Consider the following 17575-nt stretch of genomic DNA (forward strand, 5'->3'; position numbering starts at 1 on the left):
AACCAACCATACAAGATCGGGGACTAATTACAAGTTTTGCCCTGCATACGGACACCGCTCAGCAAGCCCAGCGTTCACAGACTTGCACCACGGATGATTTGGTTATATTTTATACAGTTATTTCATCTTCATCATGTCATTCATCTTTTCCATTTCATCTTTTCAAAGTCAAAATTACTTATGACCACTGAACCGTCTAAAGCGCCGCCGCTTTACCCGAAGACCCACTTGCTCGCCGCAAGTGGTATCGCCGCCCTTCTCAGCCTGGCACTCCTGGTATTCCCTTCCAGTGACGTAGAAGCCAAACGAACCACCCTGAGTCTTGACCTGGATAGCCCGGTTGAGCAACTGACACAAGATCAAGACGCATCCGACGCCCTCCAAGCCACAAATGGTGCAGCCGAGTCGCCGTTCGCGCAGATAGAAAACAGCACCGAAGACACCAAGGAAGCCGCCCAGCCACAGCCTGCACCTGTGGTAGCAACCGCCAAAGGCCCTCAGCATAGGGAAGTACTTGTTGCTAAAGGCGATACCCTTTCGACCCTGTTCGAGAAAGTCGGCCTGCCGTCATCCACGGTTAATGAGGTGCTGGCCAGCGATAAACAAGCCAAGCAGTTCACCCAGCTCAAACACGGCCAGAAGCTTGAGTTCGAACTGACCCCCGATGGCCAGTTGAACAAGCTGCATAGCAATGTCAGCGACCTGGAGAGCATCGCGCTGACCAAAGGCGCCAAGGGGTTTGCCTTTAATCGAGTGACCTCCAAGCCGGCCATGCGCTCGGCCTATATCCACGGAGTAATCAACAGTTCGCTGTCACAGTCCGCCGCCCGTGCCGGTTTGTCCCACAGCATGACCATGGACATGGCCAGCGTATTTGGCTACGACATCGACTTCGCCCAGGATATTCGCCAAGGTGACGAGTTCGACGTGATCTACGAACAAAAGGTCGCCAACGGTAAAGTCGTCGGCACCGGCAACATTCTTTCGGCGCGCTTCACCAACCGTGGCAAGACCTACACCGCCGTTCGCTACACCAACAAGCAGGGCAACAGCAGCTATTACACGGCCGATGGCAACAGCATGCGCAAAGCCTTCATCCGCACCCCGGTGGACTTCGCCCGTATTAGCTCGCGTTTTTCGATGGGTCGCAAGCATCCAATTCTGAACAAAATTCGCGCCCATAAGGGCGTGGACTATGCCGCGCCCCGTGGTACGCCGATCAAGGCAGCCGGTGACGGCAAGGTATTGCTGGCCGGCCGCCGCGGCGGTTACGGTAATACCGTGATCATCCAGCACGGTAATACCTACCGTACGCTCTATGGCCACATGCAAGGCTTCGCCAAAGGCGTCAAAACGGGCGGCAACGTCAAACAGGGCCAGGTGATCGGCTACATCGGCACCACCGGCCTGTCCACCGGACCGCATTTGCATTACGAATTCCAGGTCAACGGTGTGCACGTCGATCCACTGGGTCAGAAACTGCCAATGGCTGATCCCATCGCCAAGGCAGAGCGCGCGCGCTTCCTGCAGCAGAGCCAACCGCTCATGGCACGTATGGACCAGGAACGGTCCACTCTGCTGGCCTCGGCGAAGCGCTGAGCCATGGCTCTCTATATAGGTGTGATGTCCGGGACCAGCCTTGATGGCCTGGACATTGCGCTGATCGAGAAAGATACAGCGATCAAACTGATCGCCACCCACTACATCCCCATGCCTGAATCCCTTCGTACCGAGCTGCTTGGTCTTTGCGCCAGCGGCTCGGACGAGATTGCCCGATCGGCGATTGCCCAGCAGCACTGGGTGACGCTCGCCGCCCAAGGCATTCACGCACTAATCAACCAACAGAAACTAAAGCCCCAGGACATTCGAGCGATTGGTAGCCACGGGCAAACCATTCGCCACGAGCCTGCACGCGGATTCACGGTACAGATCGGTAACCCGGCGCTGCTTACGGAGTTGACCGGAATAACCGTTGTCAGCGACTTCCGCAGCCGCGATGTCGCCGCAGGTGGCCAAGGTGCACCGCTGGTGCCAGCCTTCCATGAAGCACTGTTCGGCGAACACACCGGCAACCGCGCCGTATTGAATGTCGGTGGTTTCAGCAACCTCAGCCTGATTGAGGCCGACAAGCCTGTCGCCGGTTTTGACTGCGGCCCGGGCAATGTTCTGCTGGATGCCTGGATTCACCAGCATCGCGGTGAAAACTTTGACCGCAGCGGCCAGTGGGCTGCCAGCGGACAGGTTGAGCCGGTCTTGCTCAAGGCCTTGCTCAGCGACCCGTTCTTCCTGACCCAAGGTCCGAAGAGCACAGGCCGCGAAGTCTTCAACCTGGGGTGGCTGGAGCATCACCTCGGCCGGCTGCCGGGCTTCGTCGCCCAGAACGTGCAAGCCACACTGCTGGAACTGACGGCACAGACCATCGTCGAGTCCCTGCAAACCGCCCAACCCCAAACCGAAACCTTGCTGGTCTGCGGTGGCGGAGCTCATAACACCACCTTGATGAAGCGCCTGGCTAGCCTGCTACCCACCACCTACGTCAGTAGCACCGCCGCTTACGGCGTAGATCCTGACTGGGTCGAGGCCATGGCCTTCGCCTGGCTGGCCCATTGCTGCCTTGAAGGCATCGCAGCCAATCGCCCCAGCGTCACCGGCGCCCGCGGGCTTCGCGTACTCGGCGCGATCTACCCCGCCTGAACCCTAGACAGCAAAACGCCGCTTGACCCTATCAAGGCCAAGCGGCGTTTTGCAAACTCGCTGACGATCAGATCGAGAACGAAGACCCGCAACCACAGGTTGTAGTCGCATTCGGGTTCTTGATCACGAAACGCGACCCTTCCAGACCTTCCTGGTAGTCCACTTCGGCTCCTGCCAAGTACTGGAAGCTCATCGGATCAACGACCAGGCTTACACCTTCGCGTTCAACGATGGTGTCGTCGTCGGCCACATCTTCATCGAAGGTGAAGCCGTACTGAAACCCTGAACAACCGCCGCCCGTCACAAATACGCGCAGCTTCAAGCGATCATTACCCTCTTCATCGACCAGGCTCTTCACCTTGTGCGCAGCACCGTGGGTGAATTGCAAAGCCGTGGGGGTGAAGGATTCAACGCTCATGCTGATTATCTCCCGGCGTAACGCCGCCATATGCGTAATGGTCGGCATTATCCGCTTCTCCTAGAAAAGCGGTCAACTATTGTTACGGTATATCAATCTGCACAGCAGCCATTAAAAATACAAAAGGCCCGATCAACGGGCCTTTGCGCATCTACAGAAAACCTTAAGGCAGCATGCCTGCATGGGACAGGCCCATCTTTTCATCCAGACCAAACAGGATGTTCAGGTTCTGTACCGCCTGGCCTGACGCACCTTTGACCAGGTTATCGATGACCGACAGTACCACCACCAGATCACCATCTTGCGGGCGATGCACGGCAATACGGCACACGTTGGCACCGCGCACGCTGCGGGTTTCCGGATGGCTGCCCGCCGGCATTACATCGACGAACGGCTCGTTGGCATAGCGTTTTTCAAACAACGCTTGCAAATCCACCGAGCGATCCACAACGGTGGCGTACAGCGTGGAATGGATCCCACGGATCATCGGCGTCAGGTGCGGCACGAAGGTCAAGCCGACGTCCTTGCCAGCGGCACGGCGCAGCCCTTGGCGAATTTCTGGTAGATGACGATGCCCTTTGACCGCATAGGCCTTCATGCTTTCCGACGTCTCGGAGTACAAAGACCCGACCGCCGCACCACGACCCGCGCCACTGACACCCGACTTGCAGTCAGCGATCAACCGCGAAGTATCGGCCAGCCCCGCTTCCAGCAACGGCAGGAAACCCAGCTGCGTAGCCGTCGGATAGCAACCCGGTACCGCAATCAGACGCGCTTGCTTGATTTGTTCACGATTGACTTCCGGCAGGCCATACACCGCTTCTTCAAGCAGCTCAGGAGCACCATGAGGCTGGCCGTACCACTTAGCCCACTCATCGGCATCCTGCAGACGGAAGTCTGCCGACAAGTCGATCACCTTGGTGCCGGCAGCCAACAGTTCACCCGCCAGGGCATGGGCTACACCGTGGGGCGTGGCGAAGAACACCACATCGCAGGCACCCAGGGTCTTGATGTCCGGAACCGAGAAAGCCAGGCCGTCGTAGTGACCGCGCAGGTTCGGGTACATATCGGCAACGGCCAGTCCGGCCTCGGATCGGGAGGTGATGACCACCACCTCAGCTTGCGGATGCTGAGCCAACAGACGCAGCAATTCGACACCGGTGTAACCCGTGCCGCCGACGATACCGACCTTGACCATAAACCTGCCCTCAACGAACCCACTGGAAAGCCGTCGATAATAGGGGCCGCATCGTCCTGCGACAACCGTCAACGTGACGTGCGGGCGCTTGAGCCACTACTATCTTCAGCTACCGTGAACCTGGGAATAACTAAAAATGCTTTATCTATGGGTCAAAGCCTTTCATATCGTCAGCATCGTCTGCTGGTTTGCCGCACTGTTCTACCTGCCTCGCCTGTTCGTCTACCACGCCCAAAGCGAGGACACCGTCAGCAAGGAACGCTTCTGCGTCATGGAGCGCAAGCTGTACCGGGGCATCATGGGCCCGGCCATGATCGCCACCCTCGTGTTCGGCATCTGGCTGATCGCTCTCAACCCCGGCGTCTTCGCCCAAGGTGCGTGGATGCATGCCAAGCTGACCTTGGTAGTACTGCTGATCGGCTACCACCATATGTGTGGCGCTCAGGTAAAACGTTTCGCTCGTGGCGAAAACACCCGCAGCCATGTCTTTTATCGCTGGTTCAATGAAGCGCCAGTTCTGATATTGCTAACTATCGTAATTTTGGTCGTGGTCAAACCGTTCTAACTTCTATTACTCGGGGTACTTCCAATGTCGCTGCCCGCTTTGCTTGAACAACGTCTGCGCCTGCCCGTGGTGGCTGCTCCGATGTTCCTGATCTCCAACCCACAACTGGTCCTGGCTTGTTGCCGCAACGGGGTGGTCGGCAGTTTCCCCGCCCTCAATCAGCGAGAAAGCAGCGGCTTCAAAGCGTGGCTGGAGGAGATCGAAGCGGGCTTGGCACTGCTGGACAACCCGGCGCCCTATGCCGTCAACCTGATCGTGCATAACAGCAACCCACGCGTGGAGGCCGATTTGGCGATCTGCGTCGAGCATAAGGTACCGATCGTCATCACCAGCCTGGGCGCGGTGAAAGAGCTGGTGGACGCCGTGCACAGCTACGGCGGCCTGGTATTCCATGATGTGACCACGCGCCGCCATGCCGAGAAAGCAGCTGAAGCCGGTGTTGACGGCCTGATCGCTGTCGCCGCAGGCGCTGGCGGGCATGCGGGCATCTGGAGCCCATTCTCGTTGATTGCCGAAATTCGTCAGTTCTTCGACAAAACCCTGTTACTGGCCGGCTGCCTGAACCACGGCCACGAAATCCTCGCTGCACAACTCCTCGGGGCGGACCTGGCGTATTTCGGTACCCGGTTTATCGGCACCACCGAAAGCCACGCACCGGATGCCTATAAAGAGATGCTGCTCACCTCCCGTGCCGCCGACATCGTGCACACCCCTGCCGTCTCGGGCGTACCGGCCAGCTTCATGCGCCAGAGCCTGGAAAACGCCGGTTTCGATCTTGCCGCCCTGCAAGGCAAAGGTGAAGTCAACTTCGGTTCCAAGCTCAAGCCCTTGAACGACGAAGCCAAAGCCTGGAAGACCGTCTGGTCGGCCGGCCAGGGCGTCGGTGAGATTGATGACTTACCCAGCGTCGATGATCTCGTTGCCCGCCTGGATGCTGAATACCGCAAGGCGCTCGAACATGCAGCGCAGTTACCAAAACGCTGGCCTCGCTGAATAAGTGGAGATGTATGGCCTGCTGACCGAGTCAGGCCTTACACTCCCTGTAACACCTACCTATTTCAAGTGACAAGGATGCCCGCATGAGCGAAAACCGCTTCAAGATCGTGTTTGACGGAGCCCTGCTACCGGGTGTCGAACTCACCACCGCCAAACTGAATCTCGCCGAGCTGTTCAAGAGCGACGTGGAAGCGGTCGACAAGCTCTTCACCGGTCGCCCAGTCGCCCTCAAGCGTGACCTCTCCCACGCCGACGCCGAAACCTACCTGCAAGCGCTGAAAAATACCGGTATCGATGCGCGCATCGAAGCCGAGCAGCCGGTAGCCTTCAGTCTCGCTGAGACTCACGAAACCAACACCGGCAGCTCCAACGACTACAATCGCCCTGCCGAATCGCCTTACGCCCCGCCTCGAGCTGCCGTTGGTGACAACCTGCCGGAATTTTCCACCCTGAAAGTCTTTACCGTCGATGGCCGTATCGGGCGCCTGCGCTTCCTGGCCTGGACGCTGGTGCTGACCGTCGTGATTCTGGCGGTCACCGGCATTTCCCTGATCGTCGGCCTGGGCATCGCCGCTGCATCTTCGACGGCCGCAATCACCATCGGATTTCTGGTGGGTATCGTTGCGCTTGTGGCCTCTATCTGGGTCAACGTACAGATCACCGTACAACGCCTGCACGACCTTGGTTGGTCTGGCTGGCTGTGGTTCCTGCACCTGGTGCCTTTCGTCGGTAGCATCTTCCCGATCCTGCTGGTGGTTCTGCCTGGCAATGCCGGTGCCAACCAGTATGGCGCCCCGCCTCCGCGTAACAGCACGGCAGTCAAGATTCTCTCCGTCCTGTGGTTGGCGTTCATTCCGTTGATATTTGTCCTCGGGATAAGCCTGGGGATGAGCGGTTATCTGGATCAACTCGAAACCGGCGTGGACAACACCTACGACAGCAGCTCCATCACCTCCGATGAAGCCGGCGACCAAGGCGTCATCACTGATGAAGAACCCCCGCAAAGTGCTGATGACACAGCCGAACCTGTAGACTCTCCGGAAGAATGAAGAAACGCCCGACGCCTGTGATGCCTCTGTCACAGGCTCGGTGGCGTTGCGATGGAGAAACGCATGACCCGTTACGCTCTGATCACCGGTGCCTCCAGCGGTATCGGTCTGGCCTTGGCTGAAGCATTGGCCCGCCGTGGCCGCAGTTTGATTCTGGTGGCCCGCCAGCGTGATCAGTTGGAAAGCATTGCAATCGAATTGACTCAGCGCTTCGGCGTCGAAGTGCTGTTCCGTGCCTGTGATCTCGGCGAACCCTTGCGGCTTTCCGGGTTTCTGCTGGAACTTGAAGAGGGCGAGCGGCAAATCGATCTGCTGGTCAACTGTGCTGGCATCGGCACCAGCGGCCCATTCCTGGCACAGGACTGGATGACCGAGCAGGACCTGATGGAAGTGAACATTCTGGCCCTCACCCGCCTGTGCCACGCCCTTGGTAACTCGATGGCGCTGCTGGGTGGCGGGCAGATTCTCAACGTCGCCTCGGTCGCCGCGTTCCAGCCCGGCCCGTGGATGAGCACCTACTACGCCAGCAAGGCCTATGTGCTGCACTTCTCCGAAGGTCTGCGGGAAGAGTTAAAGACATGCGGGATAAAGGTCTCGGTTCTTTGCCCCGGCCCGACGCGCACCGCCTTCTTCGGTACCGCACAGATGGACACCGCCAAACTGGACCGCAGCCAACAGCTGATGAGTCCGGAAGAGGTCGCGCTCTACGCGGTACGCGCTCTGGAAAAGAACAAAGCCATCATCATCCCTGGTCGCCGCAATCGCTGGCTGGCGTTCAGCCCCCGTTTAAGCCCGCGCTGGCTAACCCGAAAAATCGCCGGAGCCATTAACAAGGCCTACTGCGCGCGTTGACTTCCACCGATACACAAGAGGCTGGGCGCACACAGGTCGCCTGAGTACACTCAGCCTGCACTTTCACTATGGAGAAACAGCTGTGGATACTCTGTTCACCAAGATCATCAACAGAGAAATACCCGCGAAGATCATCTACGAGGATGACCAGGTCCTGGCCTTCCACGACATCGCCCCACAGGCGCCGGTACATTTTCTGGTTATTCCGAAAAAACCCATCCGTACCCTCAACGACCTCACCGAGGACGACAAAGCCTTGGCTGGACATATTCTGTTTACCGCCCAGCGCCTGGCAGTGGAACAAGGATGTGAAAAGGGTTTCCGCGTGGTGATGAACTGCAATGAAGACGGCGGACAGACCGTTTACCACATTCATATGCACGTATTGGGTCAGCGTCAGATGAATTGGCCGCCAGGCTGAGTGAGCTCATCGCAGGGTCGTGGTCCACGGCTGCGACCTTATGAGCATGACCCAACGCAAACCTTCCACCACCGATTGCGGTAAACTGGCCGCCGAGATTCTTTCCGGAGGTCAGCATGACTACCCAACGTCACTACTCGCCGATTGACCGCCTGTTGCTGCAAGCCGACACGGCGATGCGCACGCTGTTGCCTTTCAGCGGCCAGCCGTACCGTCCTTCGCCTGCCATTGTGCAACCCGAAGCGCAGATGAGTGAGACCGACACCCGCCACGTCGCCGGCCTGATGCGCATTAACCATACCGGCGAAGTCTGTGCCCAGGCGCTGTACCAAGGCCAGGCCCTGACCGCCAAGCTGCCCCAAGTACGCGCCGCGATGGAGCATGCCGCCGAGGAAGAAATCGACCACCTGGCCTGGTGCGAGCAACGCATTCGCCAGCTGGGCAGCCATCCCAGTGTGTTGAATCCATTGTTTTATGGTGTGTCGTTTGGCATTGGCGCCGTTGCCGGACTGATCAGCGATAAGGTCAGCCTCGGATTCGTAGCGGCCACCGAGCATCAGGTCTGTAAACACCTGAACGAACATCTGGAGCAACTGCCGGCCGAAGACGAAAAGTCCCGGGCGATTCTTGAGCAGATGCGTATTGATGAAGAACATCACGCAGAAAGCGCACTGGATGCCGGTGGCTTCCGCTTCCCTGCACCGGTGAAATTTGGCATGAGCCTGTTGGCCAAGGTCATGACCAAAAGCACCTACCGCATCTGATTCATCCTTTGTAGGAGCGCGCTTGCTCGCTCCTACAAAAAGCAGAAAGGGCGCTTAAAAGCGCCCTTTCTTTTTGCCTGGGGATTATCCCAGCTCAATGATCTCGTAATCATGAGTGATGACCACACCTGCGGCGCCGAGCATGATCGAGGCCGAGCAATACTTCTCCGCCGACAGCTCAATGGCGCGTTTCACCTGAGCTTCTTTCAGCCCACGGCCCTTGACCACAAAATGCATGTGGATCTTGGTAAACACCTTGGGATCTTCCGTGGCACGCTCGGCCTCCAGAAAGGCTTCGCAACTTTCCACCGCCTGGCGCGACTTTTTCAAGATGCTGACCACATCGAAATTGCTGCAACCGCCCACACCGAGCAGGAGCATTTCCATCGGGCGTACACCCAGGTTACGACCGCCGGCTTCGGGCGGTCCGTCCATGACCACAACATGGCCACTGCCCGACTCACCGAGGAACATGGCTTCGCCCGCCCATTGGATGCGTGCCTTCATCGCCCAGACTCCACTGCTAAAAAAGGGTCGCCAGCTTAGCACAGGGCCTTGAAACCGCAGTGGTCCCGGTGAAAGCGATCAACTACTGCATGGTTTGATAGATAAATTCTCTGATCGAGTCAGAATGTGTCTGTTAAGCTGGCGCCAAATCACTGGCGCTTTACCATCCATTGGATGACGTCGCACAACCTCTGATAGCGCTGGCTAAAAAAACAAGCTCAACCACACCGTGCAGTCTTTTCGGGATACAACCATGGTTGCTATTACTCCCACACCCAAGATCAAGAACCTCGACAAACTGTTGATGCATTGTCAGCGTCGGCGCTACCCGGCCAAGCACAACATCATTTGTGCTGGCGAGCGCTCCGAAACCCTATTCTTCATTATCAAAGGCTCCGTCACCATTGTGATCGAGGATGAAGATGGTCGCGAAATGATCATCGCCTACCTCAACACCGGTGATTTCTTCGGTGAGTTGGGGTTGTTTGAGCAGGCTGGAAAAGAACAGGAACGCAGCGCCTGGGTACGTGCCAAGATCGAGTGCGAAGTCGCCGAGATCAGCTATACGAAATTTCGCGAATTGTCCCAGCAGGATCCAGACATTCTGTACGCCCTGAGCGGCCAGATCGCCCAGCGCCTGAGAGATACCACGCGCAAGGTCGGTGACCTGGCGTTCTTCGATGTCACAGGCCGGGTGGCCCGTTGCCTTCTGGAGCTGTGCAAGCAGCCGGACGCCATGACCCATCCGGACGGCATGCAAATCAAGGTCACTCGCCAGGAAATCGGGCGCATTGTTGGCTGTTCACGGGAGATGGTCGGCCGGGTGCTCAAGGACCTGGAAGAGCGCAACCTGGTTCACGTCAAAGGCAAGACCATGGTGGTATTCGGCACCCGTTAAACCGGCAGGACGCTCGCGAGCATCTGCCGGTACAACGTGTCGAGCCGGCCAATCACGTCCGGCGCAAGAAAGGCTTCATGTAGGGCGATATGGCTTTCGGCGCGAACTCGTTGCTCAAGGCCACACGCTTCATTGAAGCGGTTGACCGCCGCAATCAACTCGATGCGATCATCGTCCAGTAACAATGCACCGTGCACCAGCCCCACCGGGCGTCCGCCGCTCTGACGCCAGCGCTGGGCGGTACCAACCATTTTTCGACCATCAAGGTTGACGTTGTAGCGACCGTCGCAGAAAGCACCGTCGATTTCGCCGAGGGATGGCTCGCCACCCAATTCCGTGAGCAGATCACAGATGGGTTGGCACAAGCGCTGATAACCGGTTTCAATCCGCCCCTGATCGCCTTCGCTACGCGGCGGCGCGTAGACCAGAGCGATATTGACGGTGGCGGCCGATTGCGGCACCGGCTCACCGCCGGTCTCACGCAGCAGCACCGGCCAACCGTAATCGGCCGACACTTGGCTAGCCGCCTCAAAAGCCGGAAGCCGGCTCAAACGACGCGGCATGACCAGCGCCTGATCACTGGGTTGCCAAAACAGCAGGCCAAACGGTTGCTCGCCCGCGCAGACGGCGGCGAGCAAATCCTGCTCGGCTTTGAGACCTGCTTCAACGGTCAGGGATACGAGCTGGGTCATGATCAATCCAGCGTCGACCCACTCACCGCCACGCCACGTTCCGGGAAGAACAGACGCTGAAGTTCAGCACCTGGGTTCTCGGCGCGCATGAACGTTTCGCCCACCAGGAACGAATACACGCCGCTGATTTCCATCAGCTCCACATCGGCCCGGTTAACGATGCCACTTTCGGTGATCACCAAGCGGTCGCGAGGAATGCGCGGCAACAGGTCGAGGGTGTTTTCCAGGCTGACTTCGAAGGTGTGCAGGTTACGGTTGTTGACCCCCACCAGCGGGGTGTCGAGGGTTTTCAGCGCACGTTCCAGCTCATCACCGTCGTGAACTTCCACCAGCACATCGAGGCCCACGCTTTTAGCCACGGCGGCCAACTCAGCCATCTTCACGTCGTCCAAGGCGGAGACGATCAGCAGCACGCAATCGGCGCCCAAGGCACGGGCTTCGACGATCTGGTAGGGATCGACCATGAAGTCCTTGCGAATCACCGGCAACGAGCACGCAGCACGCGCTTGCTGGAGGTAGAGATCGGAACCCTGGAAGAAGTCGATATCGGTCAACACGGAAAGGCAGGTTGCGCCGCCTTTCTCATAGCTCTTGGCAATATCTTCAGGAATGAAGATCTCGCGAATGACACCTTTGCTCGGCGACGCCTTTTTGATTTCTGCAATGACGGCCGGCTGTTTTTCCTTGGCCTGCTTGATCAATGCATTGGCAAAGCCGCGTGGCGCATCGGCGGTTTTCGCCAGGCGTTCCAGCTCGGCCAGGCTGACGCGAGCGCGGCGCTCGGCAACTTCTTCAGCCTTGCGGGCCAGGATCTTTTCCAGAACGGTTGGAACACTCATTCTTCATTCTCCATCTTGAATACGGCGGTGAATGCTCCCAGTTCTTCGAGCTTCTCGCGAGCCAGACCCGTGTGCAACGCATCGTGGGCCAAGGCGACACCTTCCTTAAGACTATAGGCATGATCGGCAGCGTAAAGTGCCGCGCCAGCATTAAGAACAATCATCTCGGCGGCTTTCTGGCCGTTTTCGGTTTTACGACGCCCCAGGGCATCGCGAATCAATTCAAGGGAAGCCGCCGGGCTTTCCACCGCCAGGCCGTGCAGGCTCTGGCTCTTCATGCCCAAGTCTTCTGGCTCGACCCAATATTCGGTGACCTGGTCATTCTTCAGCTCCGCCACGAAGGTCGGTGCCGCCAGACTGAACTCGTCCAGGCCGTCTTTCGAGTGCACCACCAACACATGCTTACTGCCCATGCGCTGCAAGACCTCAGCCAATGGGCGGCACAGTGCCTGACTGAATACGCCCACTACCTGATGTTTCACGCCGGCCGGATTCGTAAGCGGGCCGAGCATGTTGAACAGGGTACGCAGGCCGAGGTCCTTGCGCGGACCGGCGGCGTACTTCATCGCACCATGATGGGACTGGGCGAACATGAAGCCGATACCGACGTTCTCGATGCAGCGGGCTACCTGGACCGGCGTCAGGTTTAGGTAGATGCCCGCCGCTTCCAGCAAATCGGCGCTGCCGCTGTTACCGGACACGGCACGGTTGCCATGCTTGGCCACGGTGCAACCAGCGGCGGCCACGACAAACGATGAAGCCGTCGACACGTTGAAGATATTCGCACCGTCGCCGCCGGTGCCGACCACGTCGACTACACCGTCGAGGGTCTTGAGTTCGACCTTATCCGCCAGCTCACGCATGACCGAGACGGCGCCGACGATTTCGTCAATGCTCTCGCTCTTCATGCGCATGGCCATCATGAATGCGCCAATCTGCGCATCAGTGCATTGACCGGTCATAATTTCGCGCATCACATCGCTCATTTCAGCGGTGCTCAGGTCCAGATGGCCGACGATACGGCTCAGGGCAGTCTTGATATCCATGAAAAGTCCTTAGCGCGTGCCGCCGCTCTGCTTGAGAAAGTTGGCGAACAGCTCAAAGCCCTGCTCGGTCAGAATCGACTCAGGGTGAAATTGCACCCCTTCGATGTTCAATGTCTTGTGGCGCAGGCCCATGATCTCGTCGATAGAACCGTCTTCCAATTGGGTCCAGGCGGTCAGTTCCAAGCACTCGGGCAGCGTTTCACGCTTGACCACCAAGGAGTGGTAACGGGTGACTGTCACCGGCAGGTTCAAGCCATGGAATACGCCCTGATCATTGTGGAATACCGGGCTGGTTTTGCCGTGCATCACCTGGCGGGCGCGAACCACGTCGCCGCCAAAGGCTTGGCCGATGGACTGATGGCCCAGGCACACGCCAAGAATCGGCAGCTTACCGGCGAAATACTTGATGGCTTCCAATGACACGCCCGCTTCGGTCGGGGTGCAGGGGCCTGGGGAAACGACGATGCGCTCCGGGTTCAGCGCGGCGATTTGCGCCACGGTCAATTCGTCATTGCGCACCACCTTGACCTCGGCACCGAGTTCGCCCAGGTACTGCACAACGTTGTAGGTAAAGGAGTCGTAGTTATCAATCATCAGCAACATGCGGGTTAAAACCTCTTGAATTCACTGATTTCTAATGACGGCCTTCCAAAAGGGTGACCCGCTGCCAGACGCACGTTCCGGTTGCCAGGGTGAGCCGGCAAGGGGCGTCAAACAACAGGTGAAGAAGGCAAATCGGTACAGGTCCGGCCAGGCCGGTAGAGAAAAGTTAGGCGCGCCAACGCCAACGGGCGTGTGCCTTGACTACGCGCATCAAGAGTTTGCTGATGATCAACACAGGGAGGGTCTCATTCATACGTTCAGGCACAGTAACGTAGCCTCGCCAGCGGTGCAATATGGAGCAGCAAATACGGGGGGAAAAGGGCCCCCGGTTATTTGGCGTCAACCGCAGTAATCCCTGAATAAACCAGAAATAATTTGCTAAGGTTTTGCTGCCTACACACAACAATAATCACATGGACGACCTCATGCTCAGACCACCGTTCTTTGCGCCGCTTGCCGGCTGTCTCTTGTCACTGGCCTGCGCCCAGGCCTTTGCGGCACCGTCACCTTATTCAACCATGGTGGTGTTCGGTGACAGTCTGGCCGATTCAGGCCAGTTTCCTGATGCCGGCGGTCCCGCAGGGGCCACGTTGCGGTTTACCAACCGCACCGGTCCGACCTACTTGAGCAACGGGACAGAAAATTTCTCCCTGGTTTCATCCACGTTGCTGGGGTCCAAACTGGGGGTTGCCCCCAACGACTTGAACGCCTCCACGTCTCCGGTTCGCGCCGCACAAGGCTTGCCAGACGGCAGCAACTGGGCGGTGGGCGGCTACCGTACCGATAACATCCTCGACTCCATCACCTCGGTGTCCAACGCGGCGATCCCTCCGGGCAACCCCGGTGGTGGCACCGTGCTGCGCAGTCGCCAGGGTTATCTGCCAGCCAGCGGCGGGCGGGCCGATCCCAACGCGCTGTACTTCCTTTCCGGCGGCGGCAATGACTTCCTTCAGGGATTTGTACAAAGCCCTGGTCAAGCCGTCGCCGCCGGTGGCCGGCTGGCCGACAGCGCCCAAGTCCTGCAACAGGCCGGCGCCCGCTACATCATGGTCTGGATGCTGCCCGACCTGGGGCTGACGCCCGCTATCAATGGCACCCCGAGTCAGGCAGCCAGCAGCGCCCTGAGCAACATCTTCAACCAGGCACTGGTGCAACGCTTATCGCAAATCGATGCTCAAGTTATCCCGTTGAATATCCCACTATTGCTCAAGGAAACCTTCGCCGACCCTGGTCGCTTTGGCCTGGCCACTGGGCAAAACCTCACGGGGACCTGCTTCAGCGGCAATGGCTGCACTGCGAACCCCACCTACGGCATCGGCGGTACCAACCCGGACCCGACCAAGCTGATCTACAACGACTCGGTCCATCCCACCGAAGCCGGGCAACGGCTGATCGCCGACTACGCCTACTCACTGCTGGCCGCACCTTGGGAAGTCACCTTGCTGCCAGAAATGGCCCAAGGCACGCTGCGTGCGCATCAGGATGAACTGCGCAACCAATGGCAGGCCGACTCAGGTAACTGGCAAGCCGTGGGCCAATGGCGGGCGATCGTTGCCGCCGGCGGTCAGCATCTGGATTTCGATAATCAGAGCAGTTCGGCCAGTGGTGACGGCAGCGGCTACAACCTGAACATCGGTGGCAGTTACCGTCTCAACGAAGACTGGCGTGTCGGCTTAGCGGCGGGCCTCTATCGTCAGACTCTTGAGGCCGGCGCCAGCGATTCGGACTACAAACTCAACAGCTACATGGGCACCGCCTTCGCCCAGTATCAAGAGGACCACTGGTGGGCTGACGCGGCGTTGACCGGCGGCAAACTGGACTTCGACAGCCTCAAGCGCAAGTTCGCCCTGGGTGTCAGCCAAGGTTCTGAGAAAGGCGATACCGACGGTTGGTTGTGGGCCTTGAGCGCCCGCGTGGGGTACGACATCGCGCAGCCGGGCAGCGAATGGCACCTATCGCCCTTCATCAGCGCCGACTACTCGCGGATCGAAGTGGATGGTTACTCGGAGAAAGACGCCCGCTCCACCGCGCTGACCTTTGATGATCAACAGCGTGACTCCAAGCGCCTGGGCCTGGGCCTGCAAGCGAACTATCGCATCACGCCGCAAACCCTACTGTTTGGCGAAGTGGCCCATGAGCATGAATTCGAAAACGACACACAGCGGGTGAAGATCGCACTCAACAGCGTGCCGGGGATCGATTTCAAACTGGATGGCTACACGCCGCGCAGCAACTCGGATCGCCTGAACCTGGGGATCAGCCATAAGCTGACGAAGGAGCTGGCGTTGAACGCTGCCTATAACGTGAGGAAAGATGACAGCTTGACCCAGCAAGGGGTCAGTGTGGGTGTGAGCCTGGATTTCTAACGAGGCGTTGAATACCGCACAAATCAAATGTGGGAGCCGGGCTTTTTTGTGGGAGCTGGCTTGCCTGCGATTGCATCGCCCCGGTGTTTCTGAAACACCGAGGTGCCTGCATCGCGGGCAAGCCCGGCTCCCACAAAAAAGCCCGGCTCCCACATTTTGACCAGCATCTGTCTTTAATTGAGCGGCGTCTGCTCAGCCAACGCCACCGCACGGAACATCGCCCGGCGTTTGTTCAGGGTTTCTTCCCATTCCAGCGCCGGCACCGAGTCAGCCACAATCCCGCCACCCGCCTGCACATGCAATTCGCCGTCCTTGATCACCGCTGTGCGGATCGCAATGGCCGTGTCCATATTGCCGTTCCAGGCGAAATAGCCCACCGCACCGCCATACACACCGCGCTTGACCGGCTCCAATTCGTCGATGATTTCCATCGCACGAATCTTCGGCGCGCCCGACAAGGTGCCCGCCGGCAAAATCGCCCGCAACGCATCCATGGCCGTCAGCCCGGCCTTCAACTCGCCGGTGACGTTGGAGACGATGTGCATCACGTTGGAATAGCGCTCGATGACCATCTTCTCGGTAAGCTTCACCGAACCGATTTCCGATACGCGCCCGGTGTCATTACGCCCCAGGTCGATCAGCATCAAGTGCTCGGCAATTTCCTTGTCGTCGGACAGCAGGTCCAGCTCCAGCGCCAGGTCCGCCTCTTCAGTCGCGCCACGCGGACGGGTACCGGCAATCGGGCGCACAGTGATCAGGTTGTCTTCGACCCGCACCAGCACTTCCGGCGAACTGCCTACTACGTGGAAATCGCCGAAGTTGAAGAAGTACATGTATGGCGTCGGGTTGAAGCAACGCAGCGCACGGTACAAGTCGATGGGCGCGGCCTTGAAGTCGATGGACATGCGTTGCGACGGCACCACCTGCATGCAGTCACCGGCGAGGATGTATTCCTTGATGGTATCGACGGCTCGCTCGTAGTCATCCTGAGTGAAGCTCGAACGGAACACCGGGTCGGCTGCCGGCGGGCGGCTGAGGTCCAGGCCGCGACGCGGGGTGATCGGCTGACGCAGTTTTTCCAGCAGGGCTTCCAGGTTGGCCTGGCCTTGCTCGAACGCGTCGTCCTGGGAAGGATCGGCCAGGACAATCGCGTGCATCTTGCCGGCGAGGTTGTCGAACACCACCACGGCATCGGAGACCATCAGCAGAATGTCCGGCACACCCACCGGATCCGGGTTCGGGCATTTGCCCAGGCGTTTTTCCACATAACGTACGCAGTCGTAGCCGAAGTAGCCCACCAAGCCACCGTTGAAACGCGGCAGACCGACGATGGTCGGCACGTTGTAGCGCGCCTTGAATGCCTCGACGAAGGCCAACGGGTCTTCGACGTCGTGGCTTTCGATCTCTACGCCGTCATAAGTGATGCTAACGTGATGGTCGTGCACCCGCATGACCGTGCGGCACGGCAGGCCGATGATCGAATAACGGCCCCATTTCTCGCCGCCCTGCACCGACTCCAGCAGATAGGAGTTGGGCTCGTCGGCGAGTTTCAGGTAGATCGACAGTGGTGTGTCGAAGTCGGCCAGGGTTTCGCGGGCCATGGGGATACGGTTGTAGCCGGCAGCGGCCAAACGCAGGAATTCTTCGCGGATCATGAGGTGCCTCGT

The 17575-nt window shown here is 58.7% G+C and carries 18 protein-coding genes; 10 read left to right on the forward strand and 8 right to left on the reverse strand.

Features of this window, described 5'->3' with window-relative positions:
• Positions 1 to 180 precede the first annotated feature (180 nt).
• Both HKK55_RS22525 and HKK55_RS22530 read left to right on the forward strand, forming a co-directional pair.
• Positions 181 to 1599 (forward strand): peptidoglycan DD-metalloendopeptidase family protein, encoded by a 1419-nt coding sequence (locus HKK55_RS22525; protein ID WP_169356627.1) that lies wholly within the window; start codon positions 181 to 183, stop codon positions 1597 to 1599.
• A 3-nt stretch (positions 1600 to 1602) separates the two neighbouring features.
• Complete coding sequence (locus tag HKK55_RS22530) at positions 1603 to 2694, forward strand: anhydro-N-acetylmuramic acid kinase (protein WP_169356628.1); 1092 nt, start codon at positions 1603 to 1605, stop codon at positions 2692 to 2694.
• A 67-nt stretch (positions 2695 to 2761) separates the two neighbouring features.
• Here HKK55_RS22530 and erpA read toward each other — a convergent pair whose 3' ends face one another.
• Both erpA and argC read right to left on the reverse strand, forming a co-directional pair.
• Positions 2762 to 3112 (reverse strand): iron-sulfur cluster insertion protein ErpA, encoded by a 351-nt coding sequence (erpA, locus tag HKK55_RS22535; protein WP_003176443.1) that lies wholly within the window; start codon positions 3110 to 3112, stop codon positions 2762 to 2764.
• A 163-nt stretch (positions 3113 to 3275) separates the two neighbouring features.
• Entirely contained in the window at positions 3276 to 4310 is a 1035-nt protein-coding gene (argC, locus tag HKK55_RS22540) for an N-acetyl-gamma-glutamyl-phosphate reductase (RefSeq protein WP_169356629.1), read from the reverse strand.
• A 136-nt stretch (positions 4311 to 4446) separates the two neighbouring features.
• Here argC and hemJ point away from each other — a divergent pair, with 136 nt between their 5' ends.
• The 6 genes from hemJ to coq7 all read left to right on the forward strand — a co-directional run bounded on the left by hemJ (position 4447) and on the right by coq7 (position 8957).
• A complete protein-coding gene (gene hemJ / locus HKK55_RS22545; RefSeq protein ID WP_169356630.1) occupies positions 4447 to 4875 on the forward strand; it encodes a protoporphyrinogen oxidase HemJ in 429 nt (142 codons plus the stop codon).
• 24 nt (positions 4876 to 4899) lie between these two features.
• On the forward strand, positions 4900 to 5868 hold the full coding sequence (locus HKK55_RS22550) for a nitronate monooxygenase family protein (RefSeq protein ID WP_169356631.1): 969 nt from the start codon (positions 4900 to 4902) through the stop codon (positions 5866 to 5868).
• Positions 5869 to 5954: 86 nt separating this feature from the next.
• Complete coding sequence (locus tag HKK55_RS22555) at positions 5955 to 6920, forward strand: DUF805 domain-containing protein (protein ID WP_169356632.1); 966 nt, start codon at positions 5955 to 5957, stop codon at positions 6918 to 6920.
• A gap of 63 nt (positions 6921 to 6983) precedes the next feature.
• The gene (locus HKK55_RS22560) at positions 6984 to 7772 is read left to right on the forward strand and encodes an SDR family oxidoreductase (protein ID WP_169356633.1); all 789 of its coding nucleotides are present in this window, start codon (positions 6984 to 6986) and stop codon (positions 7770 to 7772) included.
• A gap of 82 nt (positions 7773 to 7854) precedes the next feature.
• On the forward strand, positions 7855 to 8193 hold the full coding sequence (locus HKK55_RS22565) for a histidine triad nucleotide-binding protein (RefSeq protein WP_003194682.1): 339 nt from the start codon (positions 7855 to 7857) through the stop codon (positions 8191 to 8193).
• A gap of 116 nt (positions 8194 to 8309) precedes the next feature.
• Entirely contained in the window at positions 8310 to 8957 is a 648-nt protein-coding gene (gene coq7 / locus HKK55_RS22570; RefSeq protein ID WP_169356634.1) for a 2-polyprenyl-3-methyl-6-methoxy-1,4-benzoquinone monooxygenase, read from the forward strand.
• Positions 8958 to 9041: 84 nt separating this feature from the next.
• Here coq7 and HKK55_RS22575 read toward each other — a convergent pair whose 3' ends face one another.
• Positions 9042 to 9464 carry an OsmC family protein gene (locus HKK55_RS22575; protein ID WP_169356635.1) on the reverse strand — a complete coding sequence of 141 codons (423 nt, stop codon included), beginning with the start codon at positions 9462 to 9464 and terminating at the stop codon, positions 9042 to 9044.
• 253 nt (positions 9465 to 9717) lie between these two features.
• On the opposite strand from HKK55_RS22575, the gene crp reads away from it, so the two are divergent.
• Positions 9718 to 10362 carry a cAMP-activated global transcriptional regulator CRP gene (crp, locus tag HKK55_RS22580; RefSeq protein ID WP_169356636.1) on the forward strand — a complete coding sequence of 215 codons (645 nt, stop codon included), beginning with the start codon at positions 9718 to 9720 and terminating at the stop codon, positions 10360 to 10362.
• Here crp and HKK55_RS22585 read toward each other — a convergent pair.
• Genes HKK55_RS22585 through HKK55_RS22600 form a run of 4 tightly spaced genes read right to left on the reverse strand, consistent with a single transcriptional unit; the run spans position 10359 to position 13542 of the window.
• The gene (locus HKK55_RS22585; RefSeq protein ID WP_169356637.1) at positions 10359 to 11054 is read right to left on the reverse strand and encodes a lipoate--protein ligase family protein; all 696 of its coding nucleotides are present in this window, start codon (positions 11052 to 11054) and stop codon (positions 10359 to 10361) included. The two genes, crp and HKK55_RS22585, sit on opposite strands and share 4 nt — an antisense overlap.
• 2 nt (positions 11055 to 11056) lie before the next feature.
• The gene (trpC, locus tag HKK55_RS22590; protein WP_169356638.1) at positions 11057 to 11893 is read right to left on the reverse strand and encodes an indole-3-glycerol phosphate synthase TrpC; all 837 of its coding nucleotides are present in this window, start codon (positions 11891 to 11893) and stop codon (positions 11057 to 11059) included.
• Positions 11890 to 12939, reverse strand: a complete 1050-nt coding sequence (trpD, locus tag HKK55_RS22595) for an anthranilate phosphoribosyltransferase (RefSeq protein ID WP_169356639.1) — start codon at positions 12937 to 12939, stop codon at positions 11890 to 11892. The genes trpC and trpD overlap by 4 nt, the downstream gene beginning before the upstream one ends.
• A 9-nt stretch (positions 12940 to 12948) precedes the next feature.
• Complete coding sequence (locus tag HKK55_RS22600; RefSeq protein WP_169356640.1) at positions 12949 to 13542, reverse strand: aminodeoxychorismate/anthranilate synthase component II; 594 nt, start codon at positions 13540 to 13542, stop codon at positions 12949 to 12951.
• A 425-nt stretch (positions 13543 to 13967) separates the two neighbouring features.
• On the opposite strand from HKK55_RS22600, the gene estP reads away from it, so the two are divergent.
• A complete protein-coding gene (estP, locus tag HKK55_RS22605) occupies positions 13968 to 15908 on the forward strand; it encodes an esterase EstP (RefSeq protein WP_169356641.1) in 1941 nt (646 codons plus the stop codon).
• Positions 15909 to 16081: 173 nt separating this feature from the next.
• Here the strand turns inward: estP and trpE are convergent, their stop codons facing one another.
• Positions 16082 to 17563: an anthranilate synthase component I gene (gene trpE / locus HKK55_RS22610; RefSeq protein ID WP_169356642.1), complete on the reverse strand. Its 1482-nt coding sequence runs from the start codon at positions 17561 to 17563 to the stop codon at positions 16082 to 16084.
• Positions 17564 to 17575: the final 12 nt, after the last annotated feature.

This window comes from Pseudomonas sp. ADAK18, assembly GCF_012935695.1.
Classification (GTDB): domain Bacteria; phylum Pseudomonadota; class Gammaproteobacteria; order Pseudomonadales; family Pseudomonadaceae; genus Aquipseudomonas.